Source organism: Caballeronia sp. SEWSISQ10-4 2 (assembly GCF_030464885.1).
GTDB lineage: Bacteria > Pseudomonadota > Gammaproteobacteria > Burkholderiales > Burkholderiaceae > Caballeronia.
In genome coordinates, this window is sequence record NZ_JALPRJ010000008.1 from 19,234 (window position 1) to 46,193 (window position 26,960).

Annotated in this window: 25 protein-coding genes, 3 tRNA genes and 2 pseudogenes; 10 read left to right on the forward strand and 20 right to left on the reverse strand. The window is 59.6% G+C overall.

Translation table 11 applies throughout. The features are described from left to right. Nucleotides 1–1,205: 1,205 nt before the first annotated feature. Entirely contained in the window at nt 1,206–1,580 is a 375-nt protein-coding gene (locus M0D69_RS07250) for a hypothetical protein (protein ID WP_301781385.1), read from the forward strand. Nucleotides 1,581–2,494: 914 nt separating this feature from the next. Here M0D69_RS07250 and M0D69_RS07255 read toward each other — a convergent pair. The 3 genes from M0D69_RS07255 to M0D69_RS07265 are packed head-to-tail and all read right to left on the reverse strand — an operon-like array spanning nt 2,495 to nt 6,706. Further along, nucleotides 2,495–4,048, reverse strand: a complete 1,554-nt coding sequence (locus M0D69_RS07255) for an efflux transporter outer membrane subunit (protein ID WP_301781386.1) — start codon at nt 4,046–4,048, stop codon at nt 2,495–2,497. Beyond that, a complete protein-coding gene (locus M0D69_RS07260) occupies nt 4,038–5,576 on the reverse strand; it encodes a DHA2 family efflux MFS transporter permease subunit (protein ID WP_301781387.1) in 1,539 nt (512 codons plus the stop codon). Before M0D69_RS07260 ends, M0D69_RS07255 begins: the two co-directional genes overlap by 11 nt. A gap of 2 nt (nt 5,577–5,578) precedes the next feature. Further along, nucleotides 5,579–6,706 carry an HlyD family secretion protein gene (locus M0D69_RS07265; protein ID WP_301781388.1) on the reverse strand — a complete coding sequence of 376 codons (1,128 nt, stop codon included), beginning with the start codon at nt 6,704–6,706 and terminating at the stop codon, nt 5,579–5,581. 168 nt (nt 6,707–6,874) lie between these two features. Here M0D69_RS07265 and M0D69_RS07270 point away from each other — a divergent pair, with 168 nt between their 5' ends. Next, on the forward strand, nt 6,875–7,531 hold the full coding sequence (locus tag M0D69_RS07270) for a TetR/AcrR family transcriptional regulator (protein WP_301781389.1): 657 nt from the start codon (nt 6,875–6,877) through the stop codon (nt 7,529–7,531). Nucleotides 7,532–7,777: 246 nt separating this feature from the next. Here the strand turns inward: M0D69_RS07270 and M0D69_RS07275 are convergent, their stop codons facing one another. The 4 genes and pseudogenes from M0D69_RS07275 to M0D69_RS07290 all read right to left on the reverse strand — a co-directional run bounded on the left by M0D69_RS07275 (nt 7,778) and on the right by M0D69_RS07290 (nt 10,741). Next, complete coding sequence (locus M0D69_RS07275) at nt 7,778–8,347, reverse strand: hypothetical protein (protein WP_301781390.1); 570 nt, start codon at nt 8,345–8,347, stop codon at nt 7,778–7,780. Nucleotides 8,348–8,973: 626 nt separating this feature from the next. Next, nucleotides 8,974–9,672 carry an RES domain-containing protein gene (locus M0D69_RS07280; RefSeq protein ID WP_301781391.1) on the reverse strand — a complete coding sequence of 233 codons (699 nt, stop codon included), beginning with the start codon at nt 9,670–9,672 and terminating at the stop codon, nt 8,974–8,976. 460 nt (nt 9,673–10,132) lie between these two features. Continuing rightward, nucleotides 10,133–10,507: pseudogene (gene phaP / locus M0D69_RS07285) on the reverse strand (TIGR01841 family phasin); the annotation flags it as partial. A gap of 99 nt (nt 10,508–10,606) precedes the next feature. Continuing rightward, nucleotides 10,607–10,741 carry a hypothetical protein gene (locus M0D69_RS07290; RefSeq protein WP_301781392.1) on the reverse strand — a complete coding sequence of 45 codons (135 nt, stop codon included), beginning with the start codon at nt 10,739–10,741 and terminating at the stop codon, nt 10,607–10,609. Between the two features lie 130 nt (nt 10,742–10,871). On the opposite strand from M0D69_RS07290, the pseudogene M0D69_RS07295 reads away from it, so the two are divergent. Next, a pseudogene (locus M0D69_RS07295) lies at nt 10,872–11,324 on the forward strand (methyl-accepting chemotaxis protein); the annotation flags it as partial. 157 nt (nt 11,325–11,481) lie between these two features. Here the strand turns inward: M0D69_RS07295 and M0D69_RS07300 are convergent. After that, on the reverse strand, nt 11,482–11,943 hold the full coding sequence (locus M0D69_RS07300; protein ID WP_301781393.1) for a hypothetical protein: 462 nt from the start codon (nt 11,941–11,943) through the stop codon (nt 11,482–11,484). A 142-nt stretch (nt 11,944–12,085) separates the two neighbouring features. Here M0D69_RS07300 and M0D69_RS07305 point away from each other — a divergent pair, with 142 nt between their 5' ends. The 3 genes from M0D69_RS07305 (at nt 12,086) to M0D69_RS07315 (ending at nt 13,531) form a co-directional block, all read left to right on the forward strand. Continuing rightward, nucleotides 12,086–12,304 (forward strand): ribbon-helix-helix protein, CopG family, encoded by a 219-nt coding sequence (locus M0D69_RS07305; RefSeq protein ID WP_301781394.1) that lies wholly within the window; start codon nt 12,086–12,088, stop codon nt 12,302–12,304. Further along, entirely contained in the window at nt 12,298–12,663 is a 366-nt protein-coding gene (locus M0D69_RS07310; RefSeq protein WP_301781395.1) for a type II toxin-antitoxin system VapC family toxin, read from the forward strand. Before M0D69_RS07305 ends, M0D69_RS07310 begins: the two co-directional genes overlap by 7 nt. A 433-nt stretch (nt 12,664–13,096) precedes the next feature. Further along, the gene (locus M0D69_RS07315; RefSeq protein ID WP_301781396.1) at nt 13,097–13,531 is read left to right on the forward strand and encodes a hypothetical protein; all 435 of its coding nucleotides are present in this window, start codon (nt 13,097–13,099) and stop codon (nt 13,529–13,531) included. A gap of 51 nt (nt 13,532–13,582) precedes the next feature. On the opposite strand, the gene M0D69_RS07320 is transcribed toward M0D69_RS07315, so the two are convergent. From M0D69_RS07320 to uvrC, 6 genes are all read right to left on the reverse strand, one after another. Continuing rightward, the gene (locus tag M0D69_RS07320; RefSeq protein WP_301781397.1) at nt 13,583–14,233 is read right to left on the reverse strand and encodes a hypothetical protein; all 651 of its coding nucleotides are present in this window, start codon (nt 14,231–14,233) and stop codon (nt 13,583–13,585) included. A 178-nt stretch (nt 14,234–14,411) separates the two neighbouring features. Then, a tRNA-Cys gene (locus M0D69_RS07325) sits at nt 14,412–14,485 on the reverse strand. A 108-nt stretch (nt 14,486–14,593) separates the two neighbouring features. Then, nucleotides 14,594–14,669 (reverse strand) — tRNA-Gly (locus tag M0D69_RS07330). 58 nt (nt 14,670–14,727) lie between these two features. After that, nucleotides 14,728–14,803: transfer RNA gene (locus tag M0D69_RS07335), tRNA-Gly, on the reverse strand. 159 nt (nt 14,804–14,962) lie between these two features. Continuing rightward, nucleotides 14,963–15,559 (reverse strand): CDP-diacylglycerol--glycerol-3-phosphate 3-phosphatidyltransferase, encoded by a 597-nt coding sequence (gene pgsA, locus M0D69_RS07340; protein ID WP_031363425.1) that lies wholly within the window; start codon nt 15,557–15,559, stop codon nt 14,963–14,965. A gap of 85 nt (nt 15,560–15,644) precedes the next feature. Continuing rightward, nucleotides 15,645–17,837, reverse strand: a complete 2,193-nt coding sequence (gene uvrC / locus M0D69_RS07345) for an excinuclease ABC subunit UvrC (RefSeq protein WP_301781398.1) — start codon at nt 17,835–17,837, stop codon at nt 15,645–15,647. 227 nt (nt 17,838–18,064) lie between these two features. Between uvrC and earP the strand changes: the two genes are divergently transcribed. From earP to M0D69_RS07365, 4 genes are all read left to right on the forward strand, one after another. Further along, the gene (earP, locus tag M0D69_RS07350) at nt 18,065–19,267 is read left to right on the forward strand and encodes an elongation factor P maturation arginine rhamnosyltransferase EarP (RefSeq protein WP_301781399.1); all 1,203 of its coding nucleotides are present in this window, start codon (nt 18,065–18,067) and stop codon (nt 19,265–19,267) included. A gap of 219 nt (nt 19,268–19,486) precedes the next feature. Continuing rightward, entirely contained in the window at nt 19,487–20,044 is a 558-nt protein-coding gene (gene efp / locus M0D69_RS07355; protein ID WP_047844746.1) for an elongation factor P, read from the forward strand. Between the two features lie 285 nt (nt 20,045–20,329). Next, complete coding sequence (locus M0D69_RS07360; protein ID WP_301781400.1) at nt 20,330–20,665, forward strand: BON domain-containing protein; 336 nt, start codon at nt 20,330–20,332, stop codon at nt 20,663–20,665. Between the two features lie 269 nt (nt 20,666–20,934). Next, nucleotides 20,935–22,317: a sigma-54 dependent transcriptional regulator gene (locus M0D69_RS07365; protein ID WP_301781401.1), complete on the forward strand. Its 1,383-nt coding sequence runs from the start codon at nt 20,935–20,937 to the stop codon at nt 22,315–22,317. Here the strand turns inward: M0D69_RS07365 and M0D69_RS07370 are convergent. The 6 genes from M0D69_RS07370 to era all read right to left on the reverse strand — a co-directional run bounded on the left by M0D69_RS07370 (nt 22,268) and on the right by era (nt 26,956). Then, complete coding sequence (locus M0D69_RS07370) at nt 22,268–22,708, reverse strand: hypothetical protein (protein ID WP_301781402.1); 441 nt, start codon at nt 22,706–22,708, stop codon at nt 22,268–22,270. The two genes, M0D69_RS07365 and M0D69_RS07370, sit on opposite strands and share 50 nt — an antisense overlap. Nucleotides 22,709–22,899: 191 nt before the next feature. Next, nucleotides 22,900–23,904 carry a beta-N-acetylhexosaminidase gene (nagZ, locus tag M0D69_RS07375; protein WP_301781403.1) on the reverse strand — a complete coding sequence of 335 codons (1,005 nt, stop codon included), beginning with the start codon at nt 23,902–23,904 and terminating at the stop codon, nt 22,900–22,902. Nucleotides 23,905–23,953: 49 nt separating this feature from the next. After that, complete coding sequence (gene acpS, locus M0D69_RS07380) at nt 23,954–24,385, reverse strand: holo-ACP synthase (RefSeq protein WP_301781404.1); 432 nt, start codon at nt 24,383–24,385, stop codon at nt 23,954–23,956. A gap of 12 nt (nt 24,386–24,397) precedes the next feature. Then, a complete protein-coding gene (pdxJ, locus tag M0D69_RS07385) occupies nt 24,398–25,168 on the reverse strand; it encodes a pyridoxine 5'-phosphate synthase (RefSeq protein ID WP_301781405.1) in 771 nt (256 codons plus the stop codon). Further along, nucleotides 25,165–26,070: a DNA repair protein RecO gene (gene recO / locus M0D69_RS07390; protein ID WP_301781406.1), complete on the reverse strand. Its 906-nt coding sequence runs from the start codon at nt 26,068–26,070 to the stop codon at nt 25,165–25,167. The genes pdxJ and recO overlap by 4 nt, the downstream gene beginning before the upstream one ends. Then, nucleotides 26,057–26,956, reverse strand: a complete 900-nt coding sequence (era, locus tag M0D69_RS07395) for a GTPase Era (protein ID WP_301781407.1) — start codon at nt 26,954–26,956, stop codon at nt 26,057–26,059. Before era ends, recO begins: the two co-directional genes overlap by 14 nt. Nucleotides 26,957–26,960 lie beyond the last annotated feature (4 nt).

A 26,960-nucleotide genomic window follows, 5' to 3' on the forward strand; every position in this document is an offset into this window, starting at 1 on the left:
TCAAAAACACTAGGTTTTAGGGGGTCTTTTTACCCTTCCCCGAGGGTCACGAAGCCCGTATAGAGCGTTCTGACAAGCCGACTTTCTAGCCAAGTCTTAGCGCCACACGTTTTGACACAGCCTCGGCCGATTGCCGTCGAACGGGCGCACGAAACGTGGGGACTAAGTAGTAGTCCGTTGATGCTTTACTGGGGATTTTTGCGTGCTACAGATTTGCTATAGCAGCAAGTAGATGTCTTATCTGACAAGGTTTTTTGCTTGTCATTCCACCCCCTGAACTATCGCCACCTCGGAGCAACCGGTCAAAGCAACTTTGATCGTCTCAGGTCGCTGAGAGTTGTTGGATGTCTGCCGTGGTCGCTATGGCTGTGAACACGGTGCGGCGCCTGCCGGCAGGCGTCGGATAAGCCTCAACGCAAGCGACTGCATGTTTATGACCGCGTCTTGAGCGCGCCTGCAGGCGGACGGCGCTTTCGTGCCAGGGAAGTTGGCTCTGCGATCGGCAGCATATGGCGGTCGTACGGGAAGCTGTCCCGACTCCCACCTATGTCGTGGGTTTCATCGCACCAAATTTCGGCCCAAAATCTTGCGAATCCGATCGCTTTGGCATGGGTCGGAAAGGATGAAAGACCGCCAGATCTAAAGGCTCCTTCCGGTTCGGCGTCGGGTGGCCCGCGCCAGATAATTGCCTGCCCTATAAATCCGATGTTGCTGTCCATCGCCGAACACTCGATGTTGAACGTACGGTGCTGAAAACGCATAGAAGCCTCCGCAAAACGCAATTTCCGCGCCCCGTCGCCGTCAATCTTGCATGATCAAGGCAATAGAGTCAGGCTCGGCCTAGTAAATGACCCCAATCGGCTCGCGGCGGAAAGGACTATCATGGATTCGCGGGTGAGCTGCACGACGCAGATTTAGTCGCAAGATCCGCAGTTGGCGTTGCGAGTTCCCTTCTGTTCGTCGGTCGTCCCACCGAGGGGTTACAGAAGGTCAGGAGCCTTCTCGTATTGCGGAGTCGATGAGTGCGCTAACGGAGCTAACCCCTCGGGACGGTTCTGGTGGTGCCTTTTCAGTGGCAAGGATGAAAGAAAACCCGGATCGAATGCTCGCAACTTCTGCGAAAAGATCTCCCGCACGGCAGGATTGCATGCGCTCAGTCCGTAGAACTAAGCTTCCCGGATTGAACTACACGAAGATGCCAAAGAATGACGTTATTTGATGCTAGCCCGCTCCGCATTAAGTTGATGCCGTCAACGAGCGACGGCACCGTGTTCCGTGCCGAGTGTCAGGCAGGGTTGAAGAAATTTTATGATCATCTACTCTCCAACGGTGTACTGGTTACCCCAGTTGTATTCACCATGGACAGCGGCACTACCATTGGGGGGCTCGTCGGTGAATTCGTCGTGACGGGCACGCAAATCATCGGCGTCACACTAGGTGTGGCCATAGCGGGATGGTTCAAAGGTCGATCCGGGCGCAGGCTGACACTAAATGTTGGCGACATCCAGATCGAAGCGGGTACGAGCGACGAGCTCGCTAGGCTGCTCGAACACGCTATAGCAGTGAGAGAGGGCCCTTGACTCGGTTTCCGTCAAATCTGCTACAGAATTGCTATAGCAAGGCAGGCGGATCTCATTCCACCCCCTGAACTATCGCTGCGCCGGGAAAGTGCGTCAAAGTAACTTTGATCGTCTCAGGTCGACCCTGAACTGCCGAACGCTGTTTCCGAAAGCGGCCGGTCGCACGTCGAAAGCGCGAGATACGGATGCCCGGACGGATTATTTCAACGCATGGACCACAATGTCACGCAGTCCCACAGCTTCAACTTTGTGCTTGGTGGGTACGGCTCCATCGTCGATGACGTCGGAGAGGCGTGAACGCAAGATCATAAAAATCTCCGTTCCGGTCGATCCTTCGGACAGCGCAGCTAGGAGCTGCTCTGCGTGCCGCCCGAAACCGGCGTCGGCAAGAGATCTCGCCAGCGCTCTAGTGTCATCGTATAAGTGCGTCATCTATAGATTCGACCGGATGGAAAACCGAATTCTAGCGCCGCTGTGAGGGGGCGATTCTTGTCGGCTACGTTCTCACCGCTATGCGGACCTGACGTCGCGCCCAATTGTTGACGATTTAAGCCCTTGCGGCCATCGTCCGTTCCTGGCCGATCACTAACGATCACCATTTCGCTTTACGCTAGTTCGACGGCGAATAGATTCGTGCGACGATGATCAACATACCGAGCGCCTACCAGTAGGGTCGCGATGCTGAGGATCGGCAGGCAGGCCGAGCGGCTGAAGGTCGAACAGCTGCCGGGCGGCGATGGAGATGCTTTGGCGCGAGGCCGACACCTTTGGACCGTCGATCAATCCCTCGGATATCGTCTTGCACCGGCCAGCTCAGAGCTTTATCCCGCTCGTTTGTCTCCTCACGGCGGTGCCTTTTTCGGGCGCTGCTGGCGGATCGGCTGGACAACTTCGAAAACATCAATCGTCCAGCTTCATTCTCGTCCGGCCGTGGACACTACGCCGCGACTGGCGTACTGCCCGGCCTGCGTATCCCACCCGCCGCCGAGCGCCTTATACAGCGCGACGAGGTTCGTCGATACCGTCGCCGTGCTGTCGACCCATTGTTGCTCGCTTGTCAGCAAGGTTTTTTGCGCCGTCAATACATCGAGGTAATTCGACAGACCCCGGACATAGCGCTTGTTTGCGATGTCCAACGCGCGTTTTGACGCTTGCACGCTTGCATCCAACCGGTCTCGGCGACGCTGTTCGGCAGCAAAGCCTGTCAGCGCGTCATCGACCTCCTGGAACGCCGAGAGCACCGTCTTGCGGTACGTGATCGCCGCCTCCTGCTGCTGCGCCTCCCTCAAGGCGAGTGTGGAGCGCAGGCGCCCACCCTCGAAAATGGGAATCGAAAGGCTCGGCCCCGCGCTATAGCTGCGCGCACCCCAGCTACCGAGATTCGTGAATTGCGTCGCCTGAATGGCGACGCTTCCCGACAGCGTGATCTTGGGGAAAAAATCCGCCTTCGCCGCGCCGATGTTCGCCGTCGCTGCATGAAGCTGCGCTTCCGCTTCGCGGATATCCGGCCTGCGCCTCGCGAGCTCCGATGACAGCCCGATCGGCACGCGTGGCGGTACCACGGGCACGTCCGGCGTTTCCTTCAGCTTCTCCGCGAGCATTCGCGGATACTCACCAAGCAACACCCCAATGGCATTGATCAGCTTCGCCTCCTGCTGCTCTTCCTGCGGAATATCCGCGGCGTTCGACTCGGCCTGGCTTTGCGCATTGGCAACATCGAGATCGGTAGCGAGTCCATGCTTGGCGCGCTCGTTCGTCAACTGCACGGTGCGCTCGGCAAACGCGAGGTTTTCCCGCGTGATGCGCAGCTTTTGCTGCGTTCCACGCAGATTGAGATAGTCGCGGGCGACTTCCGCAGCCGTCGACACGATCGCGTCGTGCCGCGCTTCGTTTTGAGCATCGACTGTGGCGCTCGCGTTTTCTGCCGTGCGCCTCACGCGGCCCCAGAGATCGAGTTCCCACGATGCATCGAAACCATATTGATACAGGTTGAACGGCGGCAATGCGGTTGATGTCGCGCTTTGCGTCGGTATGCCGCCCTGTCGTCCGCCCAACCCGTTCGTATCGGTTGCCGACGGTGACCCGCTGCCCCCGAGCAGGCCGATGACGCCATCGGCGCTCTGAAGCTCACGCGTGTAGGACGCGTTGCCGTTCAACGTAGGGAGCTCATCAGCTCTCGCTTGCCCGAACTGCGCCCGCGACTCGGCCAGCCGCGCCGCCGCGACCTTGAGATCGAGATTGCTGTCGATGGCGCGCGTGACCAGCTCTGTCAGAAGCGGATCCCCGAAGCTGTTCCACCATAGCGGATCAACGGGTTCAGGCACCGCGACCGAACGAACGGCGTCGGTAGTGGCCGGCGCCTCGGGCCATTGCGCCGGCGTCTGCAATGCGGGGCGCTGGAAGTCGGGGCCCATCGTGCAGGCGGACAAGAAGGCTACAAACGGAATCCATCGATAATCAATGCGCATTGACCTGTGCCCCCTTCGGCAGCTTCGGCAACAAGAAACAAATGGGACACAGCACAAGCGAGATCACGCCCAGCATGATGAAGACGTCGAGGTAACTCATGACCGACGCCTGCTGCCCGACCCTCCCGGCGATCGATCCAAGCGAGCTGACAAAGCCGTTGTACGGCGTGATGTGCTCGGCGAGCCTCGCATGGTGAAACTGTTCCCGCCACGCGAGCTGTGTCGTCACCAGCGACACGCCGAAACTGCCACCGAGATTACGCATCATGTTGATCAGAGCCGACGCATTGTTGTTCTCTTTCGGCGGGATGCCGATGAACTGCACGGTCGAAAGCGGAATGAAGAGGAACGGCAGCCAGATCACCTGATAGAGCCGCGACAACGATACATCCCAGAAGCCGATGTTCAAGTCGAGTCCCGCGGTATGAAGCAACGCGAATCCGGTGCCGGCGAGCGACATCATGACGAGCCACTTGGGCTGGAACAGGCGCCCGGTCACAACGCCCGCTATCGGCATGATGAACAGCGTGACGAGGCCGCCCAGGCCGAGCGTCAGGCCGGCGTTGGTTGCGTCATAGCCCAGCAGTTCTTGCGTGAATTGCGGCAGCATCTGCGTCGTGCTGTTGATGATGAAGCCGAACGCAAACATCACGCTGCAGCTGATGGCGAAAGCGCGCGACTTGAAGAGCCGCAGGTTCACAATCGGCTGCGCGGTGGTCAGTTCACGAATGACCAGCGCCACGAGCGCCACGCCCGCGATCGCCGTGAACATGCAGATGAAATTCGATGAAAACCCGTCCTCGCGCTCGAACTTGTCGAGCACGATCTGCAGGCTACCGAAGCCCGCCGCTACGAGAAAAAAGCCCAGGTAGTCGATCCGCAGCCCTTTATCGAGCAGGGCGCGCCGTTCCTGCTGCACCAGCTTGCTGTCGCTCACGAACATCCACGTCAGCACCAGCGACACTATGCCGACGGGCAGGTTGATCAGAAACACCCAGTGCCACGAATAGTTCTCGGTGATCCAGCCCCCCAGCATCGGTCCAATGGCGGGCGCCGTGACGACCGTGAAGCCGTACAGCGCGAACGCCATCGCGCGTTTTTCGGGCGTGAACGTATCGGCGAAGATGCTTTGCTCAACAGGAGCCAGGCCGCCGCCGCCCAGGCCCTGAAACACGCGAAAGACGATCATCATCGGCAGCGAGGTCGCGAACCCGCATGCCACCGAACTGACCGTGAACAGCAACACGCAGATCATGTAGAACTGCTTGCGGCCAATCACGTTCGCGAGCCATCCGCTGATCGGCAGGACGATCGCGTTGCTCACGAGATAGCTGGTCGTGATGTAGGTGCTCTGGTCGAGGCTCGCGCCAAGGCCGCCGGCAATATGCCGGAGCGCTACGTTCGCGATGGTGGTGTCGAGCACTTCCATGAACGTCGCGATCGACACGATGACCGCGATCAGCCACGGGTTGAACGGCCCCGCCGCCGACCGGGGCAATGGCGCGTGGGCTGCGTGAGTAGCGGCCATGGTTATCGCACCGTCACGCGCGGGCTGACCGAGAGGCCGGGCGCGAGCGGCAGGTGGCGCCAGTCGTCGCCGTCAAAGACGATCTTCACGGGCAGGCGCTGCACGACCTTCACGTAGTTACCTGTCGCGTTTTCTGCTGGCAGGCTGCTGAAGACCGACCCGGTCCCGCGCTGCAGACTCTCTATGTGTGCATGAAGGAGCTTGTCCGGATAGGCGTCGACGGTGACATCGACCGGTTGTCCCACGTTCATGTGAACGAGCTGCGTTTCCTTAAAGTTCGCGGTGACCCACATCTCGTCGGGAACGACCGCGACCAGCGCCTGCCCGGGCGTGACGTAGTTGCCGAGGTTCACCGTGCGGCGCGTCACCTTTCCCGCTTGCGGGGCGAGCACTTCCGTGTAGCTCAGTTGCAGCTTCGCATTGTCGACATCGGCATGGGTCTGGCGCACTGACGCCTGCGCGGCGTCGATCTTTGTGCTCTGCGATGCAACCTGGGCTTCGCCGGCCTGGACCGCCTGTTTCGCGCTATCGAGCTTGGCAAGCGCGCTCTTGGTCGTCGCCTGGCTTTGTTCCAGCTGTTGGCGCGTGATCGCGGCAGGATCTGTACCCGCGAACCGGGCCAGATCCTGCTGAGCCTGCGTCAGGTCTGCTTGCGCCACCCGCACCTGCGCCGTCTGCTGCGCGAGGTTCGCCGTCTGGTAAAGCAGGTCGGCGCGCGCCTGCGCGACTTGCGCAACCGCATTCGCCTCCTGCGCTTCGGCTTGTTCGAGCTTTACTTCAAAGTCGCGCCGGTCGATCCGCAGCAGCGGCTGGTTTTTCTCGACGTGCTGGTTATCGGCGACCAGCAGTTCGACAACACGCCCGTTCACCTGCGACGCGATCTGGCTTTGATTGCTATCGATGAATGCGTCGTCAGTGCTTTCGTAGTGCCGGCTATGCAGCCAGTACGCAACGCCTGCAGCCACGCAGACCAGCAGCACCGCACCGCCGATGATCGCGTTCAGGCGCTTGCGCCGCGGGTCCATTGGCTCGGACGTTTCCTGTTCCGGCCCTTTGCCCGCTTCGGCGCGGTCGCCATCGGCTTTGTTTTCGCCGGCGGGCGTGCTGTTTTCGCTTTCACTTCCGGCCATTGCACTCTCCAAAATAATATCGAGATGCATTCTACAATAGAACGGAACGGTATCGTTCTATTAAGAAAGCCTGCGATAATCCGACCTCGAGATTTCGTGCAAGGAGCAGTTGTGAGACGTACCCCGAAAAGTATTGATGCAGAGACGGCGTCCTGCCCGATCAGGTCGATGTTTTCACGCAAGAAAGGCCGGCCGTCGAACGCGATGGCGGGAGACGTCGAAGAGCGGATTCTCGATGCCGCCACGGCCATGTTCCTTCAAGACGGCTTTGGCGGGGCGTCGCTCGAACGCATCGCCGAGGCGGCGGGCGCCGGCAAGGCGACGCTCTACAGCAGGTACAGCGGCAAGGAAGCGCTATTTTCAGAAGTGGTCAAACGAAACTGCGAACGCAGCCTGCGTCTCGTGTTTGAAGCGCCGCAATCAGCGGCGCTTGCGCAACGGCTGGTATCGGTGACACAGACGCTCGCCACGCGATTGCTCAGCGACGAGGTGATTGGACTGATCAGAATGGTGGTCGCGGATGCGCCGCGGTTTCCATTGCTGGCGAAACTGACGAGCGACGCCGGCAGGTCGCGCGCAATAGAAGCGGTGGCGACGATGATCGCCGAACACTCCGGGCGCACCCTCGAGCCCCAAGCGCGCGCGCAAGCCAAGCGGCATTCGCGCACGCTCGCGACTCAGCTCCTCGATGCGATCATCTCGCCGATGCTCATGAGAGCCTTGATGGGTGAAAATCTTGATGATGTCCGCGGCGACATCCGCTCGCATGTGAAGCAGACGATCGGCATCTTCGTGGCGGCCAATGCGCTGGACGCTTATCTGTAAGCGTCGCGGGGGCAACGCATTGTCGTGCGTGCCTCTGTCGTGCGTGCCTCGTTTCTTTAAACGCTTCGACCGTGAATTATCGGTCATCAGCCGTTTGCGGTCGCAAGCGTGAACCGCCACGAACGATCGCTTCGGATAGATTGAATGAGTCTTGTCGACCCAAGTCAGCCAGATGGCGTGCGAGGAAGGATGAGTCAGAGTGTGGCATCAAAAGCGGGCAGGTTTCCCGGGCCGCCAGCCTGATCGCTATATTGCCTCTCGAAGTTTGAGTTCTTGCTTGATAAGTGTCTCCCGCTCGGCAATCAGCGACTCGCGAAATTCGCGCAGCGCGTCGTCGATAGCCTTGGCATCTCCTGTGCGTTCAGCACGACTGGCATCATTCGCGAGCGTACTGAATTGCTCGGCGATGAATTGTGCGACTTCGTATTCGCTTTTGAGGATGGCGCGCATCTGGCCGAGCAGGGATTCCCAATCCTTGGTACTCACTCTGCCGGAGAAATCACCTATGACAGTTTCCATCTCCCGTATTGCTTTGCGCAGGCTGGCGCACAAGCGGAACTCCCGTTCGGCGTTCATCCACGCCTCGTAATTGCCCAAGCACGCGGCCTCTTTCAAAAGCTCGTCTTCGTCCTTCAGTCGGATGTCGCCCAGTCGAATGATGACCATGCTGAGAGTGGTGTCCAGGAGCCGATAAGTCTCATTCAGCGTCTCCTGAATTTTATCGCGCTGTCCTTTGGGGTAACCGACGACCGCTTTTAAGATGTCGCCTGCTTTCGCGAGAGCGTCGATCACATCGCTGAAGAGTTTGATGTCCATGATGGCACCTCCGTGAGCTCCTAACAGTCTAGGCGCCGTCAAAGGTCAAAAGCGGTCTATTTCCAGTCCAATATGGACACCGCTCCGAGGTTGTTGAGTAACCGGTGCGGCCGGTTGACTTACGCCAAGCGATGACGATGAGCCCGCAATGTCTGCTGCCAGCCAAGGTTTGGCCGCTGAACTCGACGACTTCTAGTGGGACTAAAACCGCTCGTCCGAGGAAAAGTCTGAGGGAGTTCGAGCGGACGATCGGCCGCTCATGGCCTACCACGCACGGAAAGCAGGCGCTCATTGCTCCAGCAGTGTCTTCTTTAACCTCTGCTTGCGTTATCGGCCTGCCGTCAGGCGGCCCCAAACGGCTCCCCTCGGGGCATTTTCCGCATGCTTTTACTTAGCACGCGGCCACTTGCACCGAAAGAAAAGCCCAAACTAGGGTTGAACTAGTCGCGTCCGGGTCATATGTTAGACGGGCTCGGCCGATAGTGATTTCGTCGTCGTTCCGATCGCCATGGATGACGATGGCCTGAATGCTATCTGTCTACCCGCCGTCCCGTCGCGATATCGGGCGGCCTATGCGGCCCAGGATGGCTGCCGCGCGCAAATTCCGCTGCGACCTCCTGGCGCCGTCAGGTGTCGGTCCCCTCCGCGCCATCAACCGGCACGAAGTCCGCAGAGACAGGCGCGGCAAGCCAGCGCAACCCCTGTTCGGCAAGGGCCTGCCGGATCTGCTCTTCACCTTCGGGAGAGTCGAGGTGGAAGAGTTCCTCGGTCTTATAGGTCCACCAGTCCGGCTTCATTGGCGGTTCAAAAAAGAGTGTTGCCGTGTGACTGCCCGTCATGCGGGAGTACCACCTCAATGCAGCGCCATCCTTGTGACCGGCTGCCGCCAGTTGTGCCATGGCCCGTGTCGTGAAATCGTGGGTATTCTTGTGGACCGGGTCCTTCAGCATCTGGTCCCACTGCTCGTCAAGTTCGGAAGGTGCGGTGACGATCGCGCGCCGGTAGGGAGGGCGCAAGTCGAGAATGTCCGCGATGGCTACGAGTTCGAGTCGCACGAGCACCATGTTCTTGAGGTGTACGCGGTCGGTATAGACATCGTCGCGCCGAACTGATGCATTCCGAAGGACGGTCTCCCACAGCGCGGCCGATCGCGTGGCGCCGGTATAGAACATTCCGTGGGAGCCGTCCCGCCAGGCGAGCCTTGCCTCCGACGCCGGGTTGGATGCGACTGGTGAGTAACGCTTGTTATACACGTGCCAATAGGTGCCGAGACCCGCCTCGAAGACTTCGACCTTGTCTAAAACGTCACTGTCACCAGCCGGCATCCTGATGTTCCCGGAATTCCTGCGTGGCTACGTCGATCACCCGCCGGGGATCGGTTGCGAATACGTCGGCTGGAGTTTCTCCATTCAGCAACGCATGAGGAGAATAGAGCCAGAATGCACTGCGCCATCCACCTTTGTCGTCCTCGCCCCCAGGAAGAACCTTCAGGAGTTCTTCTACCTGTGGCCGAAGAGTGCCGTTATTGAACTGGAAATCCGGGTACAGGTAACATCGGTCTTTCCCGCTCCATACACCGAACAGCACGCCATTTTTTCGCAGCCTGTAAGCGCACTGGTTCGGATTGGCTACATCGATAGCCATGCCGAGGAGCGCAGCGACACGTTTTCCGTCGCGCCACTTTAGCTTGAGCAACTCGTCCCGAAAATCGATTGCAGCCTGTTCTGGGTCCTTCACAGCGCGCGCCGTCTCAAGAAGGGAACTCAAAGAAGAACTCAAAGATCCGATCCGATTCGCGATCACCGCATACGAATCGGCCTGCGTGCTAGACGCGGTTTGCGTCAATTGCTGCATATCCGCGATCGCCTGGTGCAGCGTCTGCTGGACGAGTTCGGCCGTCTGCGCCGACGGGATGTCGCCCGCCGCCGCCTGCTTTTTCGCGAGGTCCTGGAGTTCAGTGAGCGTTAAGCGCAGCATCTCGGCCTGCTTCTGCGCGAGCGCCTGCATGCCCTTCATGGCCCTCTGATTGGCGGCGATCAAGGCCTCGACGTCCTTGCGGCGCGCTTCGATTACAGCCGGCACCTCGAATCCGGGCAGTTTGAACTGTCCCAGCAATTTTTTGAATTCGGCGAGCGGATAGGATGCGTCAAACGGTTCCATGCTCGATCTCCTCAGGGCGCGTCCGTCACTAGAATAGTCTAGCAGCGGTGATCCTGGTTATCAAGGTTATTCTGGTTACCCTCGCTGACGCAATTACATTCAGATCGCGCCCGTTTTTCGGCGAAGGCGCGAAACGGCGGCGTCGCCCACCAGAAAAGGATTTTGACCAGAAAAATCAGCCGCTGCATCGACCGTGTTCGCCACGTCCGGGCGCGACCTTTCCTGCTCACGCATGGATCTGGTCGGCGTGTTGCCGACCGCGAGGAAGATCCTATGGCCATGCGTTCGATCGCGTCGCTTTCCTTAGGCTCACTAGCAGACCAGCAGCTGGGAGGGGCTCGCGAAGGTCCTGCGAAAGCGCGCCAATATTCTTGCCCTGAACGCGGCGGTTGAAGCTGCGCGTGCTGGCGAGCAAGGACGAGGTTTCGCAGTTGTCGCAACTGAAGTACGAACGCTCGCACAGCGGAGTGCCTCGGCAGCAAAGGAAATCAAGGAAATGATAGTCGCGACCAGTTCGTCGGTGACGTCGGGAGCGACCGAGGCCCTTCAGGCTGGCGAGGCGATGGCGCAGGTGACAGGCGCAATCGATGGCGTCGCCGCGCTAATGACTGAAATTGCCTCGGCCTCCGCGGAGCAAGCTACGGGGATCGAACAAGTCAACCGGGCGGTGTCGCAGATGGACGAGGTGACGCAGCAAAATGCCTCACTCGTCGAACAAGCGGCGGCCGCTGCCGGTTCGTTAGTGGATCAGGCAAAAGCTCTAAAAGCGCATGTCAGCTTTTTTAGGATATCCAACGAAAACTTCGCTAGTGTCTAGCGAGGTTAGTTTTGCCGCACGCAAGTCTGTTTCTTGACTCGCGCGTGCCGGATCGGACGACCCAGTCGGAACATCGAGCAAGCGCGCCTGCGTAGTGGCGAATGGTGGACCGGGCCATAACGTCTTTCCGCTTCATGCTCTTGACCCAGTTCTCCGCCTACTGATAGTCGACATCTGTGAGCGCCTGCCCATTCCATCGATCGACCAATGCGTTCAGCAGCGACGCATCCGACGATGGCAGCGAGACTTTTGCCATGTAGGAGCGAATCGCGTCGTCGACTGAGACGAGATCGCTACGCCGCGCAACTAGATCCTCGGGTAGGATTCCGGCATCGAGCATCTGTTCCCGGCGCTTGACGTAGACGTCGCCCTCTTCCTCTGTGCCGAAGGTCAAGGAAAGTGGCTTTGGCAAAATGCCTTTGCGCCGGATGATGTATTCCCAGTCCTGCGTGCGAGCACCGCTTCGGACGAGCTCGTGCGACTGCTCCTGCTGCTCGCGTTTTGCAGCACGGAGGAAAACATCCCCGAGTGCGTCGCGTTTTTCCGTGAGCACGCCGGACTGCTCCGAGCGCTTGGCAGCGCGGAGCAGAACGTCCTTCAGCGAGTCGCGTTTTTCCATGATTGGCCTCACGTGGGGCCAGAGTCCCGCAACGCCTAAAGCGCTGGGCGGTAGCGGCCGATAAACCGTGGTGAATCGCAATTTTTCTTGCAGAGCGATGATCAGTGATATACGATATGTATATCATGTAATGGAGGCGGTAATGAGTCGAATCCTGATTGATCTGCCTGACTCGCAGGTTGAAGAGTTGGCCGTGTTGGTGGAGGCCGAGCAGCGCCCTCGCGCTGCGGTCATCCGTGATGCGATCGAGGCGTATATCTCGCAGCACAAGCCGATGCTTGGAGCCGACGTTTTTGGGCTGTGGAAGCGCAAAAAAGTCGATGGCCTTGAGTACCAGCAGGAACTGCGCTCGGAATGGTAAAGGCTCTCTTCGACACCAACATTCTGATCGACTATCTCGGTGGCGTCAGCGCAGCAAAAAAGGAACTTGCACGGTACGAGTACAAAGCGATCAGCACGATTACCTGGATGGAAGTACTCGTCGGCACAACGGCAGAGGACGAGGCGGTCATTCGGGCATGGCTTGGATCATTCGACGTGATCGCACTGGACACTGCCATTGCGAATCGTGCGGTTGAAATTCGCAAGCAAAAGCGGATTCGCCTGCCCAATGCGATTGTATGGGCGTCAGCCCAGGTGAATTCGCTGTTGCTGGTTTCGCGTAACACGAAGGACTTTCCTGCGGATGAACCCGGCGTGCGCGTGCCCTACAAAATCTGAAGAAAAAGCTTGATGCAAGCGCAAGGGGAAAGACATGCCCGCCGACATGGATTAACGATGGCGGCGCCGCAAGCGCCGCTTCTAATTGGAAGTGCGCGATGAAACCGAACGCCACCGTGTGGTCGAATCGACTGACCGAAGCTCCTACGCAGTATTCTCAGTATGCTTTGTCATAGGCACCGTTCTAGCTTGGGGCTCGTCGTTCGATGGCCCAGCGGTACGAGTAAGCAGCGACTATTGGCGTAGTGTTACACCTGTTGCGATTCCCGCAGGGCTTCTCATCGCGTGGAGGCTCCAAAGAGCCCTGATAAGTAGTTCGTATAGGCTGCGGGGTAGATCGGAACGCACGATCGGACGCACCGAATCGTGGATACTAGGTTTGATAGGTGCAGTTCTACTTGTTCCATTCGGATTACTGGCCTTTGCGAACGTGATGAATCAAGTCATTGGGGTCTCGTATGTCGCGCCCTATGTGGTCACAGGGAAATACATTTCTCACCGTAAACACACGTGCTATGGGCTCACCCTGACAAAGGCCGACAATGGACTTGATCAATTCCAAACGTGTGTATCTCAGTCTCTGCAAGATGCAACTGCAATGGTTGCGCTCAGAAGCGTTATTGCTCGGTTTCGCCCGGATATAGTGGTCACTGGTACCAGTATTAGAACCAAGGTTGAACATACCATTTGGGCAGTCGCGCAGAAGCTCGATATTCGGACTTTCGCGATGATTGACGGCTGGGCGAAGATATCGGATCGCTTTCCCCAAAAACTTAGTACACGCGCCATGCCCTACCGGGTTGGTGTGGTCGATCAGCAACCGTGCGGTGTAGGGGCGAGGCAAGTTCCGCATGCACAACGTAAGTGAACTGTTGTACAACCCCCGTGACAGTTGATGAGCCAAAGCTGCTGAAAGGCTCTAACCAAAAGGTGGGTAGCCGGATGCTCCCCTGCCAGTTGGGAGTACGTCGCCGTGAGCGCTACCGGGGGAAAGACAGGTGCTAAACGGACAGGCACAACGAAGTCCATGTTGTGTCGGCAAGATTGGGAACGTGTGCACGAACAGCGGCCGAGTCTTCGTCCGTGTATGTGCATAGCGCTTCGGTAGAAGGCGCAGCGGATTTGTAGCGAGCGACAGTGTGCCGGATTGCACGACCCAATCGAAGCACCGAGCGAGCGCCCCCACGTAGTGACGAATTGTAGACGGCGCGATAACGTCTTTCCGCTTCATGCTCTTCACCCACGTCTCCGCCCACTGGTAGTCGACACCCGTGAGCACCTGGCCGTTCCAGCGATCGATCAGCGCGTTGAGCAACGATGCATCCGAGGGCGGCAGCGAAACCTTTGTCATGTATGAGCGGATCGCATCGTCGATCGAGACTAGGTCGCTACGTCGCGCGACGAGATCCTCGGGTAGGATGCCGGCGTCGAGCATCTGCTCCAGGCGCCTGACGTAGATGTCGCCCTCTTCCTCTGTATCGAACGTCAAGGAAAGTGGCTTTGGCAGAATGCCTTTGCGCCGGATGACGTATTCCCACGCCCCAGATGGACGCAATCTTTTTGTGGACATCTCCCCGACCGAGCGAAACTCACGCAAACGGCCAATGAGCCGATATGCGAGCGGTTTGGCGTTTTTTTGGCGTGGTTAGAGAAGGCTTTTTGCCACTTTAGGCGGCATATTTCCATATATGGAAATGGTGCAGACAAAGAAAAAGCCCTGACAAGTCAGGGCTTTTTCTTTGAATCTCTGGAGGCGCGAGCCGGAGTCGAACCGGCCTAAACGGCTTTGCAGGCCGCTGCATAACCGCTTTGCTATCGCGCCAGAAGCGGGGACTACGTCAAACATTCCGTGTCTGGCAAAACTGACCCACATCAACACATTGAGCCGGGCCACCAAACAAAAAGGGAAGCTTGGCTTCCCCTTTTTTGTTGGAGCGGGAGACGAGGCTCGAACTCGCGACCTCAACCTTGGCAAGGTTGCGCTCTACCAGCTGAGCTACTCCCGCATGGTCTTACACTGTGCTGCCAGCCACCGGCTTACCATTGCCGACGACCTCTTGATCTTGGAGCGGGAGACGAGGCTCGAACTCGCGACCTCAACCTTGGCAAGGTTGCGCTCTACCAGCTGAGCTACTCCCGCATCTTGCCGACTTCTTCTGCCAATTTACTGCTTTTGTACTTCATCAAACGCTGCGGTGTTTTGCGCGCATCCGACAGAAACGAGATTATGGAGAAGGCCAACTTTAGTGTCAAGGGCTTTGTATATGCCCCATCACTTTTTACCGCCTTCATCCGTCGATCAAAGCATGCCGCCCCGCTCGCGAATCTGCGGCCAGGCGAGCTTCATGTAATAGAGCATGGACCAGACCGTGAGGAACGCGGCGACGTAGATCAGCCAGAGCCCCCACACGCGGGTATCGATAACCAGCGGCGTACCGGCAATCTTCAGCGGCCCGTAGAACAGCAACATGGGGATGGCGACCATCTGGCAAACCGTCTTGAACTTGCCGAGCGAGTTCACGGCCACGCTCTTCGATGCCCCGATCTGCGCCATCCATTCGCGCAATGCCGAAATAGTGATTTCACGCCCCACGATAACCAGCGCAATCACTGCGTTCAGCCGCATCAGTTGCACCAGCACGAGCAGCGCGGCGGTCACCATGAGCTTGTCCGCGACGGGGTCGAGAAACGCGCCGAACGCCGATGTCTGATTGAGCTTGCGTGCGAGGTAACCGTCGAACCAGTCGGTCAGCGCGGCCAGCACGAAGATGACCATTGCAAGCAGGTTGCGATGGTCCGGGCTCATCATCACGTCCGGTAGATAAAAGACGCCCACAACGAGCGGAATCAGCACAATTCGCAGCCACGTCAGGAAAATCGGAAAATTAAACGGCATGGGCGTGACTCTTATAGAGAGGTGCCATTGTGCCGCGTCGACCTATATGTCACAAGCCGACGGGCCGGACGGCCGGACGTTGCGCTCAATGCAACTGCCGGTAGATCTGCTCGGCGAGCGCTTGCGAAATACCTTCGACGCTCGCAAGATCTTCCACGCTCGCCGCCTGCACGCCGCGCAAACCGCCGAAACGCGATAGCAGCTTCTGACGCCGTTTCGCGCCAATCCCCTCCAGCTCCTCGAGCCGCGATGTCTGCCGCGTCTTCGCCCGTTTTGCGCGCATGCCGGTGATCGCAAAGCGGTGCGCTTCGTCGCGAATCTGCGCGACGAGCATCAACGCCGCGCTCTCTTTGCCGAGTTCGAGCGGTGTGCGGTCATCGGCGAAAATCAGGGTTTCGAGCCCGACCTTGCGCCCTTCCCCCTTCGCCACGCCGACCAGCATGCCGTGATCGAGGCCCAGCTCGGCGAACACTTGCCGTGCGATTTCGACCTGGCCCTTGCCGCCATCGATCAACACGATATTCGGCAACCGGCCGCCCGATGGCACGGGTTCAGCAACATCGGCTTCGGTGGCGGTTTGTGGTTCCACTTGCTCTTGCGACTGCAACCCGGTTTGAGACTCGGTTTGAGACTCAACCGGTTCATCGGCGGCTCGCGCGGCGGCCTGGGCCAGCATCTTCTCGTAGCGGCGCGTGAGGACCTGGCGCATCGCGGCGTAGTCGTCGCCGGGTGTGATGCCGGTGATGTTGTAGCGCCGGTATTCGGCCGACTGCATCTTGTGATGGTGATACACCACGCACGACGCCTGCGTCGCTTCGCCCATCGTGTGGCTGATGTCGAAACATTCGATCCGCAACTGCGCGAGGTCGTCCATTTCGAGGCGCAACGTATCAGCGAGAGAACGCGTGCGGGCTTGTTGCGATCCCTGTTCGGACAACAGGCGCGCGAGCGCGAGCTTCGCGTTGGATTCGGCCATCGAGAGCCACGCGCGCTTTTGCCCCTGCGGCTGGCGCAGCACCGCGACCTTGTGCCCCGCCTGCTCGATCAGCAGATCGACGAGCTCGCGGTTCGTCGGCGCGTGGCTCACGACCAACACCGGCGGCACCCGATTGCCGATGTAATGCTGCGCGATAAACGCTTCGAGCACCTCGGCTTCGAGCGCGCCCTGACGCTCGGATTCAGTCGCGTCGAGCGGCGGCAGTGCGCCGGTCTCGGCGATCTCGTCCTGCATCTCGCCAGTCGTCGCGTGGGCCTCGAAATCCTGTTCGAGCGAAGCAAGCGTGCCAGGTGGCAGGCTTATGTCATCGGCGCTTGCCTCCACTTGCTCGATAACAATATTCGCCACGCCTTCCACGAATTCATCGTCGGCGAGTTCCTCCGGCATCGCATCTTCTATCGCGAGCGCCGCTTCCACGTGCGTCGGGAAATAGGCTTTATCGCCGAGATGCCGGCCGCCGCGCACCATCGCAAGATTCACGCAGACCTTGCCACCGAGCGCGACGACCGCGAGGATATCGACGTCGTTATCGCCGCCCACTTCGATCGCCTGCTGATGCAGCACCGTGGACAGCGAGCTCATTTGATTGCGCACGGCCGCGGCCTGTTCGAACTTGAGATCGGCGGCGAACGCGTGCATCTTCTGCTCGAGTTCCTTCATCACTTCGCCCTGCCGTCCGAGCAGGAAACGCGATGCGTTCGATACATCGCGTGCGTAATCCTCTTCGTTGATCAAGCCCACACACGGAGCGGTACAGCGTCCGATCTGATGCAGCAGGCAAGGCCGCGTGCGGTTGGTGAAGACGGAATCTTCGCAGGTGCGCAACTGGAATACGCGTTGCAGGATCTGGATGCTTTCGCGCACGGCCCACGCGCTCGGGAACGGGCCGAAGTACTGGTTCTTCTTGTCGACGCTGCCACGGTAATACGCCATGCGCGGAAACTTGTGGCCGGTGAGCTTCAGATACGGATAAGACTTGTCGTCGCGAAAGAGGATGTTGTAGCGCGGCGCGAGCGCCTTGATCAGATTATTCTCGAGCAGCAGCGCTTCGGCTTCGGACCGCGTGACTGTCGTTTCGATTTTGCGAATGCGCGTGACCATCATCGCGATGCGCGGCGAAAGCAGCGTCTTCGTAAAATAGCTCGACACGCGTTTTCTGAGGTCGCGCGCTTTACCGACGTACAGCACGTTGCCATGCTCGTCGTAATACCGGTACACGCCCGGCAAGTGTGGCAACTGAGCCAGGCTTTTTTTGGGGTCGAAAACGTCGGAGTCTGTCATGCAGGGATGATTGCGGGGAGCGCGCGGCTTAAGTTCAACAAAGTTTTATTAGTTTGCAGGCACGCCGGAAATGCACCGGATGGCGGACGAGTGATGCGTCGTCAACATGCAAGCCCGTAACGCAACCGTAACGCAGTGCACCGCGCGAATCGTTATCCTTAAAAACGCCAGTTTAGTTCAAACCGTAGTCCACCATTCATTAGCGGTTCGTCGCCGCCCTATTGCCCATGCCGTCTTCATCGGAACAATCGCCGGCTGCTTCCGGCAACGCCAGCGTCGATTTCGACGCTCCAGCCGGCAACATCGCCTGCGACATTTTCTGCGAGGTCATCGATAACTTCGGCGATATCGGCGTCTGCTGGCGGCTCGCGCGCCAACTCGCGGCCGAGCACGGCTGGCAAGTGCGCCTGTTCGTCGATGACCTCAAGGCCTTTCATGCGCTCTGCCCCGCCGTCGATCCGGCGCTCGACCGGCAAAGCGCCGCGGGCGTCGCGATCGAGCACTGGCACGCGCCGTCGCACGCCGGCGACACACTGCAGATAGCCGATGTGGTGATCGAGGCGTTCGGCTGCGAATTACCGGCGGTGTACGTGAGCGCGATGGCGCGCCGCGAGCAGAAGCCCGTGTGGCTGAATCTCGAATATCTGAGCGCGGAGGACTGGGTCGCGGATTTTCATCTGAGGCCGTCACCGCATCCGCGCTATGCGCTCGACAAGACGTTCTTCTTTCCTGGCCTGGGTCCCGGAACCGGCGGCGTGCTGAAAGAGCGCGCGCTTGACGCCGAGCGCGAGGCGTTCCGGCGCGATGCCTGGTGGCGCGCGCGTGTCGGCATCGCGGCGCCGCCGCCCGGCACGACCGTGATTTCCATGTTCGCGTACGAAAACCCGGCCATCGATTCACTGCTCGAACAATGGCGCGATTGGGACACGCCGGTCGCGCTGCTCGTGCCGGAGGGCCGCATCTCCGGAGCGCTGGCGAGGTTTTTCGGCCTGCCGGACTTCGTTGCCGGAGCAAAGGCACAAAGCGGGTCGCTGAAGGCTTACTCGCTCGGTTTTGTCGAGCAGCCGCTCTTCGATTCCCTGCTCTGGGCCGCCGATCTGAATTTCGTGCGTGGCGAGGATTCGTTCGTGCGGGCGCAATGGGCGCAGAAGCCGTTTGTCTGGCAAATCTATCCGCAAGGCGACGACGCTCATCTGCCGAAACTCGACGCCGCGCTCGCGCACTACGCGAGCAGCTTGCCGGATGAAGCGCGGGCGTCGCTCGAACGCTTCTGGCATGCGTGGAACGGCGCGGGCGCCCCGGATTGGGACGATTTCTGGCGAAACCGCGCTCTGCTGGAACAGCGTGCCGCCGATTGGGCGGCGGAACTGGCAAGCATCGGCGATCTGGCCGGAAATCTGGCGGAATTCGCGAAAACTCAGTTAAAATAAGCGGTTATCCAACTGCTTACAGTTCAGAACAATTAAGTTCCGGACGAATTCCACAGCGCCACAGTGGAATAAGCACGCTGGGAATAGTCAGAATAGCCAGTGAAGCGGCCACAAGGGCCAAGGCGCCCGGGCTGGGGATTAACAGGATCCCTGGCCACGAGCCGGCCGTCGAAACTGCAGCGATCAGGCTCACATTTTCGTACAGGACAGTTTTTTAATATGAAGACCGCACAAGAACTCCGCGTCGGCAACGTCGTGATGATCGGCAGCGATGCCATGGTCGTGCAGAAGGCCGAGTACAACAAATCCGGCCGCAATTCCGCGGTCGTGAAGATGAAGTTCCGTAACCTGCTTTCCAGCGGCAACATGGAATCGGTGTACAAGGCGGACGACAAATTCGACGTCGTTCAGCTCGAGCGCAAGGAAGTGACGTACTCGTACTTCGCCGACCCCATGTATGTGTTCATGGACTCCGACTACAACCAGTTCGAAGTCGAAGCCGACATGATGGGCGACGCATTGCACTACCTCGAAGACGGCATGCCGTGCGAAGTGGTGTTCTACAACGAGAAAGCCATCTCCGTGGAACTGCCGACCGCGCTGGTCCGCGAGATCATCTACACGGAACCGGCTGTGAAGGGCGACACGTCGTCGGGCAAGGTCCTGAAGACCGCCAAGCTGGCCACGGGTTTCGAACTGCAAGTGCCGCTGTTCTGCGGCATCGGCGACAAGATCGAAATCGATACGCGGACCAACGAGTACCGCAGCCGCGCGTAAAGTGCCGCTCGGCCGGCAGTCAGGCCGGCCCGCGTGAATTCACGTATCAACGCATTGAGAAAAAGCGCCCTTCGGGGCGCTTTTTCTTTTTGCTGAACATTCTTGCCAATTCAGGCAAACTTTACCGGTTCGTATCTCGAAATTTTCGGGCAATCGTTTGCACGGAATGCGATGTTCGGTCCTAGGACCTTGATTTGCCTTGAACAGGTCAATGGCATGAAACCTGCTGTGCTAGTTGTGACTGCGCTGTGACGGCGTGGAATTTTCCAACAACAACAGACCACTATGCCCACTACGAAAACCGCTCTCTGCCGCCTCATCCTTGCTGTTGCCTGTGCTGTACCGGCGATCGCGATCACTGCCGGATGTTCATCGACGCCTACGCATGAATCGGCCGGCGAATACACGGCCGACTCCGCATTGACCGCCAAGGTGAAGGCAGCGTTGCTGGGAGATCCGGGCCTGAAGTCGCTCGCGGTGAGTGTGACGACGTATCGGAGTGAAGTGCTGTTGTCGGGCTTCGTGAATTCGCCGGAACAGATTCAAAAGGCGGTGTCGGTCACGCGTGGCGTAGAGGGCGTGCAGTCGGTCAAGAATGAGCTGCAGGTGAAGCCAAAATAACAAGGATTAACAATGCAATAGCCCGCTGAGCGTCTGCATCGGGCGCACTGCGTGCCAAGGCAGAAAACAGCACATCAGGAAGTGCAGGACGAAGACCCCGCAGCGTCGGGCGAGGGCTTGCAACTGGAGGATGAACTGACACCATGACGTCAGCCCGCCAGCAGCCCGTGCCGACGCGGCCCGGCATCGAGGCGTCCGCCGCCGAACCTCGCCGTTACAGGCGAGCGGCACGGAACGCATTTCAGACCATTTAATACGTTGTGTCCACCATGCCACACGCTTTGATTGTCGAAGACGATCCCAACAGCCTTTCCGGCTTGTCCGCCATCCTCGCGGCCGACGGTTTTTCCGTCGATACCGCGACGACGCTCGCCGAAGCGCGCTCTGCTCTCACGCGCTTCATTCCGGACGTCGTGCTGGTCGACCTGAACCTGCCCGACGGCAGCGGTCTCGACCTGCTCCACAACCTGCCGGCGCAACCGCCCGGCGGCGCGCTGCCCGTGATTGTGATGACGGGTAATGCGACAGTGGAGAGCGCTATCGAAGGCTTGCGGCAAGGGATCTGGGATTACCTGCTGAAGCCGGTCAACATCCCGCGCCTGCGCAGCTTGCTCGCCCGCATTCCGCGCCCCTACGAGCTGACGGAGGAAGTGCGGGCGCTACGCAGCACGCTGCGCGATCTCGGGCATTTCGGCGGTTTGTTAGGCCGTAGCGGGGCGATCCAGCATGTCTACGATCTGATCGAACATACCGCGCCAACAGAAGCCGCCGTGCTCATCTGCGGCGAAAGCGGCACGGGCAAGAAAGTCGCGGCCCGCACGCTGCATGAGATGAGCCGGCGCCGCAAAGGCCCGTTCGTTTCCTTCGATTGCGCCGCGGCCAACGAAACCAGCAATCGCTCGATGGAAAGCCTGATGTTCGGCCACGAGCGCGGTGCATTTGCCGGCGCGGAAAACCGCGAGCCTGGCTTGCTCGAACAGGCTGGCGGCGGGACGCTGTTCCTCGACCAGATCGATGCATTGCCGCTCACGCAGCAAGAAGCGCTGCTGCGTGCGCTCGATTCGCAAACCTTCATGCGCGTAGGTGGCAGCAACAAGATCGTGACGGACTTCCGCCTGCTCGCGGCTACGCGGCTGCCGGTGAAAGAGGCTGTCGCCGATGGCAAATTGCGCGAAGACCTGTTCCTGCGCCTGAATGCGTCGTCGATAGCGTTGCCGCCCTTGCGCGATCGTGGCGACGACATCGCCTTGCTCGCCGAGCATTTCGTCTACGAACTGAATCGCGAGAATTACGTGAGCGGTATCACGAGTGGTGCGCCGAAGCGCGTGAGCCCGGATTTCATTCGCGAATGCCTCGCAGCCGAATGGCCCGGCAATGTGCGCGAACTGCGCGAGCGGGTGCGCCGCGCGTATCACGCTTCCGGCGATGTAATCGAAACGCTGCGCGCCGATGAACAAGGTGGCGCAGGCGGACGCGGGCTGAACGGTAGCAGCGTGCAGGTGACGGTGGGCACGGCGCTCGCCGATGTTGAGGACATGCTGATTCGCGCGACGCTTGAGGCCGTGGGCGGCACGCGGCATCGCGCGGCGACGCTGCTCGGGATCAGCCCGAAGACGTTGTATAACAAGCTTCAGCGCATGAAGCTGGATTGACTTCCTCCTCGCCCTGAATGGGGATGTAATTGAACGGCCGGGTGCCGTCCCGGTTCTTGCGATACCGAGGCAGCCCGGGCTTTTGCTTGAGCGTGCCGGGCGCATGCGCCAGGCGTAGCGCCCGGAAAGACTTCCAGGCTTCCGCCAGTTTCTGGATGACTTCCTGTGCGATATCTGAGGGGAGTGCGCGGTAGTCCGCTTCATACTCCACGGGCAGCCGCTTGCACAGCGTCGCATAGCTCGGAATCGGCTTTGCTGCAATGAAGGCTTGCCGGCACAGGTAATTGCCCGCGTTGTACAGCCGGGAAACTCGTTCGCCCAGCACGCGCAAGGTCGTCGCTTCCTCACGGGAAGGCACGATGCGTAACGTATTCGTGCGAATTTCGGCCATGACACATCAATAGCATACCACTGTATATTTGTACAGTACTCAGTCAATACGCTTGAGCGCTCTGCCTCACCGGCCTGAAGGCCGGTGCATCCCGCGCGACTTGGTGAATCGACGTTGATTGAAACAAGCCGCTCGTTCTCGCGAACCAGCGGCTTTTTTTTACGACCTGTGCAGACTTGAGCGAAGCAATTTCAGCCCAGCGCGCTTTTCATCAGCGCCAGCGCCTGCTGATATTCCACCTGCGCCATCAGCTTGCCCCAATGCCACGCGCGGCCTCGTGGCCGCATCCGCCGCAAGCGCGTCTGCGATGCCTTCGTCTGCGTGAACGTGAGTCGATCCAGCACCTTCCCCGCTTCGTCCGGCTGGTTGCAGATCAGCACCATGTCGCAGCCCGCCGTGAGCGCAGCCGTAGCCGCTTCGGTCAGCGTGCCGCCAGCGCGGGCGGCTTCCATTGAAAGGTCATCGCTGAAAATCGCGCCGTTGAAACCGAGCTTGCCGCGCAGGATCTCCTGCAGCCAGACGCGCGAAAAACCGGCGGGTTTTTCATCGACTTGCGGGTAGATCACATGCGCCGGGATCACCGATGCCAGCGACATCCCCAGCCAGTCGTACGGTTTCGCATCGGCGGCGAGGATTTCTTCTAGCGAGCGATCGTCCACGGGCATGGCCACATGCGAATCCGCCGATGCAAACCCGTGCCCCGGAAAATGCTTGCCGCAATTCGCCATGCCGGCGAGCGCGAGACCGTGGTTCAGGTTTTTGGCGAGCATCGTCACTACGCGCGGATCGCTGTGCAACGCGCGATCGCCGATGACTTTCGAGTGCCCGTAATCGAGATCGAGCACGGGCGTGAAGCTCATGTCGATGCCACATGCCCTGAGTTCGGCCGCGAGCACGTAACCAAACGCGGTCGCGGTTTTCGTCGCGAGCAAGACGTCACGGTCCCACAGTGCGCCAAGCTTGCCCGGCGCGGGCAGGACGGTGAAGCCATCGGTGCGAAAACGCTGCACGCGGCCGCCTTCGTGATCGACGGCAATCAGGATGTCTTCGCGAACCTCGCGAATCGCATCGGTCAGTGCAACAAGTTGCGCACGATCCTGGAAATGCCTTGCGAAGAGGATGATGCCGCCGGTATTCGGATGATCGATACGGCGAATGTCGGCATCGGAGAGGGTCGTGCCGGCCACGTCGAGCATGACCGGTCCGGGAGTGCGTTTTAGCGAGTTCAAATTGGCAGAGAAAAAGTCAGGGGGTTTTTGTTGCTGTTTTAGCTTCTGGCTGTGTGCCGGTTTCCGCGATCACAAACGACACCGCGTAATCGCGTTCATCGGTGATCGTGACCTGGGCGGTAATGCCGCGCACCGCCATCCAGTCGGCGAGTTCGCCCGATGCCACAATCTTCGGCTTGCCGCTCGGCTCGTTGAGCGTTTGCAGCGCGCGCCAGGTCATCGGCCAGTGCATGCCGAGTCCGATCGCTTTCGAAAATGCTTCTTTCGCCGAGAAACGCGTCGCGAGGAACGCGAGGCCGCGGACTTGGGAGCGAGCGTTGCGCGCGTGATAGATACGCAGTTCGTCCGCCCCGAGCACCTTCTCGGCGAAACGCCCTTTCGTGCGCTCCATGACCGCCGCAACGCGGCTTACCTGAACGATATCCGTACCGATTCCATAGATCGCCATGGTTGGCCCTGATTATCGAGACGTAGCGGCAAGGCGCGACGCCACCATGATCGCCTTCATCTCGCGCACGGCGTTGTCCCAGCCGGCGAAGATCGCGTGCGCGACGATCGCATGGCCGATATTCAATTCCACGATACCTTCCAGCGCCGCGATCGGCTGGACGTTGGTGTAATGCAGACCGTGTCCGGCGTTCACTTTCAAGCCCAGCGAATTGCCGAAATCGACGCTTCGCGCGACGCGTTCGAATTCCTTCTGCTGGGTGGTTTCATCGTGGGCTTCGGCGTAGCAGCCCGTATGCAATTCGATCACCGGCGCGCCGGCTTCGTGCGCCGCGCGGATCTGCGTTTCATCGGCGTCGATGAACAGCGACACCCGCGCGCCCGCCTGACGCAATTGCTCGCACGCGGCTTTGACGGCCTGGAACTGGCCCGCGACATCGAGTCCGCCTTCAGTCGTCAACTCCTGGCGCTTTTCCGGCACGAGGCAGACATCGTGCGGACGAACACCGCACGCGATGTCGAGCATTTCCTGCGTCACCGCGCATTCGAGGTTCATCCGCGTTTTCAACAACGGACGCAGCGCGTGCACGTCGGCATCCACAATATGGCGGCGATCTTCGCGCAAATGCAGCGTGATCGCGTCAGCGCCCGCTTCTTCGGCTTGCAGCGCAGCGCGGATCGGGTCGGGGTATTTCGTGCCGCGCGCGTTACGCAGCGTGGCGACATGATCGATATTCACGCCCAGATCGATCACATTCGCGGGCGACGAGAGAAAGAAGCTCATAGATTTTGGAGGTCGATCAGGATTTGACGGGTGGCGAGCGGTGTGCCGCCAAGATACACGTTCAGCAGAAAGCGCATCAGCGTCTTGCTCTGTGCGGCCGTCTGCGGGCGGCTGTAGTCATCGAGTTCCATGTCCAGCAGCGTTTGGCCGGCAATCACCGGCCATTGCGAGGGCAGTTCGTCCGATGCTTCGCGCACACCGCGTTCGGGATCGAAGACGTATCTTTTATCGGCGAGAACTGGCTGGCGCGTAATGGTTTTATCTAATGCCATCGCGTAGCCGGTTTCACGCAGCAGCACGCGCTCGAATGAACGCAACACGTGCAACGCCGGTTCGCCGTGCGCAAGGCGCGATAAGGTCAGCACGTAATGATTGAACAGAGCGGGATGCGCGTCTTCACGGGCGCAAAACTTGACGAGCAATTCGTTGACGTAGAAGCCGCAGAGCAACGCGTCGCCGGCGAGGGGCAGCATGCCGCCGACCCATTCGGCCTGCGTCAAGGTGCGGACTTCTCCCTTCCCCGTCCACGACAACCCCAGCGGCTGGAAGGTTTGCAGCACGCCGCGCAGCGCGGAATGCGGGCGCTTGGCGCCTTTGGCGACCAGCGCGACGCGGCCGTGATCGCGTGAAAACACATCGAGCACGAGACTGGTCTCGCGATACGGATAGCTGTGCAGCACGAATGAAGGCTGCTCCGCGATACGAAAATCCGAGCGCGGCGCGGCGCGCGGTGGTTTGGGGGCTTTGGGTTCTTTAGGCGCGGCGGATTTTGCAGACGCAGACGCCGTCCGGCGCCTTTTAGGCGCAGGCGCTGAAGGCTCGTCGGTGCTGAAACTATTGTCGGCGAGCGGTTCGGAGTCTGCGTCGGAAGACTGGGTCATCCACGCGTCATTCGTACCCATAGGCGCGCAGTCCCGCTTCGTTGTCCGCCCAACCGCTCTTCACCTTGATGAAGGTCTCGAGATACACGGGGCCGTCGAAAAGCTTTTCCATATCGAGCCGCGCTTCGGTGCTGATCTGCTTGAGCTTCGCCCCTTTCTGGCCGATGATCATCGCCTTGTGGGTATCGCGTTCGACCAGGATCGTCGCGAAAATGCGGCGCAAGCGCCCTTCCGTTTCCCATTTATCGATGAGCACCGTGCTCGTGTACGGCAGTTCGTCGCCGGTCCAGCGGAACACTTTCTCGCGCAGGATTTCGGCGGCGAGAAAACGCTCGCTGCGATCGGTGAGATCGTCTTCGCCGTAGATGGGCGAGCCTTCCGGCAAATACGGCTTCACGACCGTCATCAGGCGCGCGATGTCGTCGGGATGCTTCGCCGTCATCGGCACGATTTCCTTGAAGTCGTGCAGCGCGCTCATTTTCTGCATAAACGGGAACAGCGAATCTTTATCGCTGACGTGATCGAGCTTGTTCGCGATCAACAGACACGGCGTGTCGTTCGGAATCAGGTCGAGCACTTTCTGGTCGTCGGGACCGAAACGGCCCGCTTCGATCACGAACAGAATGGCGTCGACGGACGTCAGCGTGGACGTCACCGCGCGATTCAGCGAACGGTTCAGCGCGCCGCTGTGCTTGGTCTGGAAGCCTGGGGTATCGACGAAGATGTACTGCGCGTCGTCCAGCGTATGAATGCCGGTGATTCGGTGACGCGTGGTTTGCGCCTTGCGCGACGTAATGCTGACTTTCTGGCCGACCAGCGCGTTCATCAAAGTCGATTTGCCGACGTTCGGCCGACCGACGATCGCGACCATACCGCAGCGGAAACCAGGGGAAGTGGGTGCGTTCATAAAT

What these genes read in the sequence shown, in the direction of transcription:
- M0D69_RS07250 (WP_301781385.1), top strand. Translation starts at nt 1,206, where the DNA reads ATGACGTTATTTGATGCTAGCCCGCTCCGCATTAAGTTGATGCCGTCA.
- M0D69_RS07255 (WP_301781386.1), bottom strand. Translation starts at nt 4,048, where the DNA reads ATGCGCATTGATTATCGATGGATTCCGTTTGTAGCCTTCTTGTCCGCC.
- M0D69_RS07260 (WP_301781387.1), bottom strand. Translation starts at nt 5,576, where the DNA reads ATGGCCGCTACTCACGCAGCCCACGCGCCATTGCCCCGGTCGGCGGCG.
- M0D69_RS07265 (WP_301781388.1), bottom strand. Translation starts at nt 6,706, where the DNA reads ATGGCCGGAAGTGAAAGCGAAAACAGCACGCCCGCCGGCGAAAACAAA.
- M0D69_RS07270 (WP_301781389.1), top strand. Translation starts at nt 6,875, where the DNA reads ATGTTTTCACGCAAGAAAGGCCGGCCGTCGAACGCGATGGCGGGAGAC.
- M0D69_RS07275 (WP_301781390.1), bottom strand. Translation starts at nt 8,347, where the DNA reads ATGGACATCAAACTCTTCAGCGATGTGATCGACGCTCTCGCGAAAGCA.
- M0D69_RS07280 (WP_301781391.1), bottom strand. Translation starts at nt 9,672, where the DNA reads ATGCCGGCTGGTGACAGTGACGTTTTAGACAAGGTCGAAGTCTTCGAG.
- M0D69_RS07290 (WP_301781392.1), bottom strand. Translation starts at nt 10,741, where the DNA reads ATGCGTGAGCAGGAAAGGTCGCGCCCGGACGTGGCGAACACGGTCGAT.
- M0D69_RS07300 (WP_301781393.1), bottom strand. Translation starts at nt 11,943, where the DNA reads ATGGAAAAACGCGACTCGCTGAAGGACGTTCTGCTCCGCGCTGCCAAG.
- M0D69_RS07305 (WP_301781394.1), top strand. Translation starts at nt 12,086, where the DNA reads ATGAGTCGAATCCTGATTGATCTGCCTGACTCGCAGGTTGAAGAGTTG.
- M0D69_RS07310 (WP_301781395.1), top strand. Translation starts at nt 12,298, where the DNA reads ATGGTAAAGGCTCTCTTCGACACCAACATTCTGATCGACTATCTCGGT.
- M0D69_RS07315 (WP_301781396.1), top strand. Translation starts at nt 13,097, where the DNA reads ATGAATCAAGTCATTGGGGTCTCGTATGTCGCGCCCTATGTGGTCACA.
- M0D69_RS07320 (WP_301781397.1), bottom strand. Translation starts at nt 14,233, where the DNA reads ATGTCCACAAAAAGATTGCGTCCATCTGGGGCGTGGGAATACGTCATC.
- pgsA (WP_031363425.1), bottom strand. Translation starts at nt 15,559, where the DNA reads ATGCCGTTTAATTTTCCGATTTTCCTGACGTGGCTGCGAATTGTGCTG.
- uvrC (WP_301781398.1), bottom strand. Translation starts at nt 17,837, where the DNA reads ATGACAGACTCCGACGTTTTCGACCCCAAAAAAAGCCTGGCTCAGTTG.
- earP (WP_301781399.1), top strand. Translation starts at nt 18,065, where the DNA reads ATGCCGTCTTCATCGGAACAATCGCCGGCTGCTTCCGGCAACGCCAGC.
- efp (WP_047844746.1), top strand. Translation starts at nt 19,487, where the DNA reads ATGAAGACCGCACAAGAACTCCGCGTCGGCAACGTCGTGATGATCGGC.
- M0D69_RS07360 (WP_301781400.1), top strand. Translation starts at nt 20,330, where the DNA reads ATGCCCACTACGAAAACCGCTCTCTGCCGCCTCATCCTTGCTGTTGCC.
- M0D69_RS07365 (WP_301781401.1), top strand. Translation starts at nt 20,935, where the DNA reads ATGCCACACGCTTTGATTGTCGAAGACGATCCCAACAGCCTTTCCGGC.
- M0D69_RS07370 (WP_301781402.1), bottom strand. Translation starts at nt 22,708, where the DNA reads ATGGCCGAAATTCGCACGAATACGTTACGCATCGTGCCTTCCCGTGAG.
- nagZ (WP_301781403.1), bottom strand. Translation starts at nt 23,904, where the DNA reads ATGCTCGACGTGGCCGGCACGACCCTCTCCGATGCCGACATTCGCCGT.
- acpS (WP_301781404.1), bottom strand. Translation starts at nt 24,385, where the DNA reads ATGGCGATCTATGGAATCGGTACGGATATCGTTCAGGTAAGCCGCGTT.
- pdxJ (WP_301781405.1), bottom strand. Translation starts at nt 25,168, where the DNA reads ATGAGCTTCTTTCTCTCGTCGCCCGCGAATGTGATCGATCTGGGCGTG.
- recO (WP_301781406.1), bottom strand. Translation starts at nt 26,070, where the DNA reads ATGGGTACGAATGACGCGTGGATGACCCAGTCTTCCGACGCAGACTCC.
- era (WP_301781407.1), bottom strand. Translation starts at nt 26,956, where the DNA reads ATGAACGCACCCACTTCCCCTGGTTTCCGCTGCGGTATGGTCGCGATC.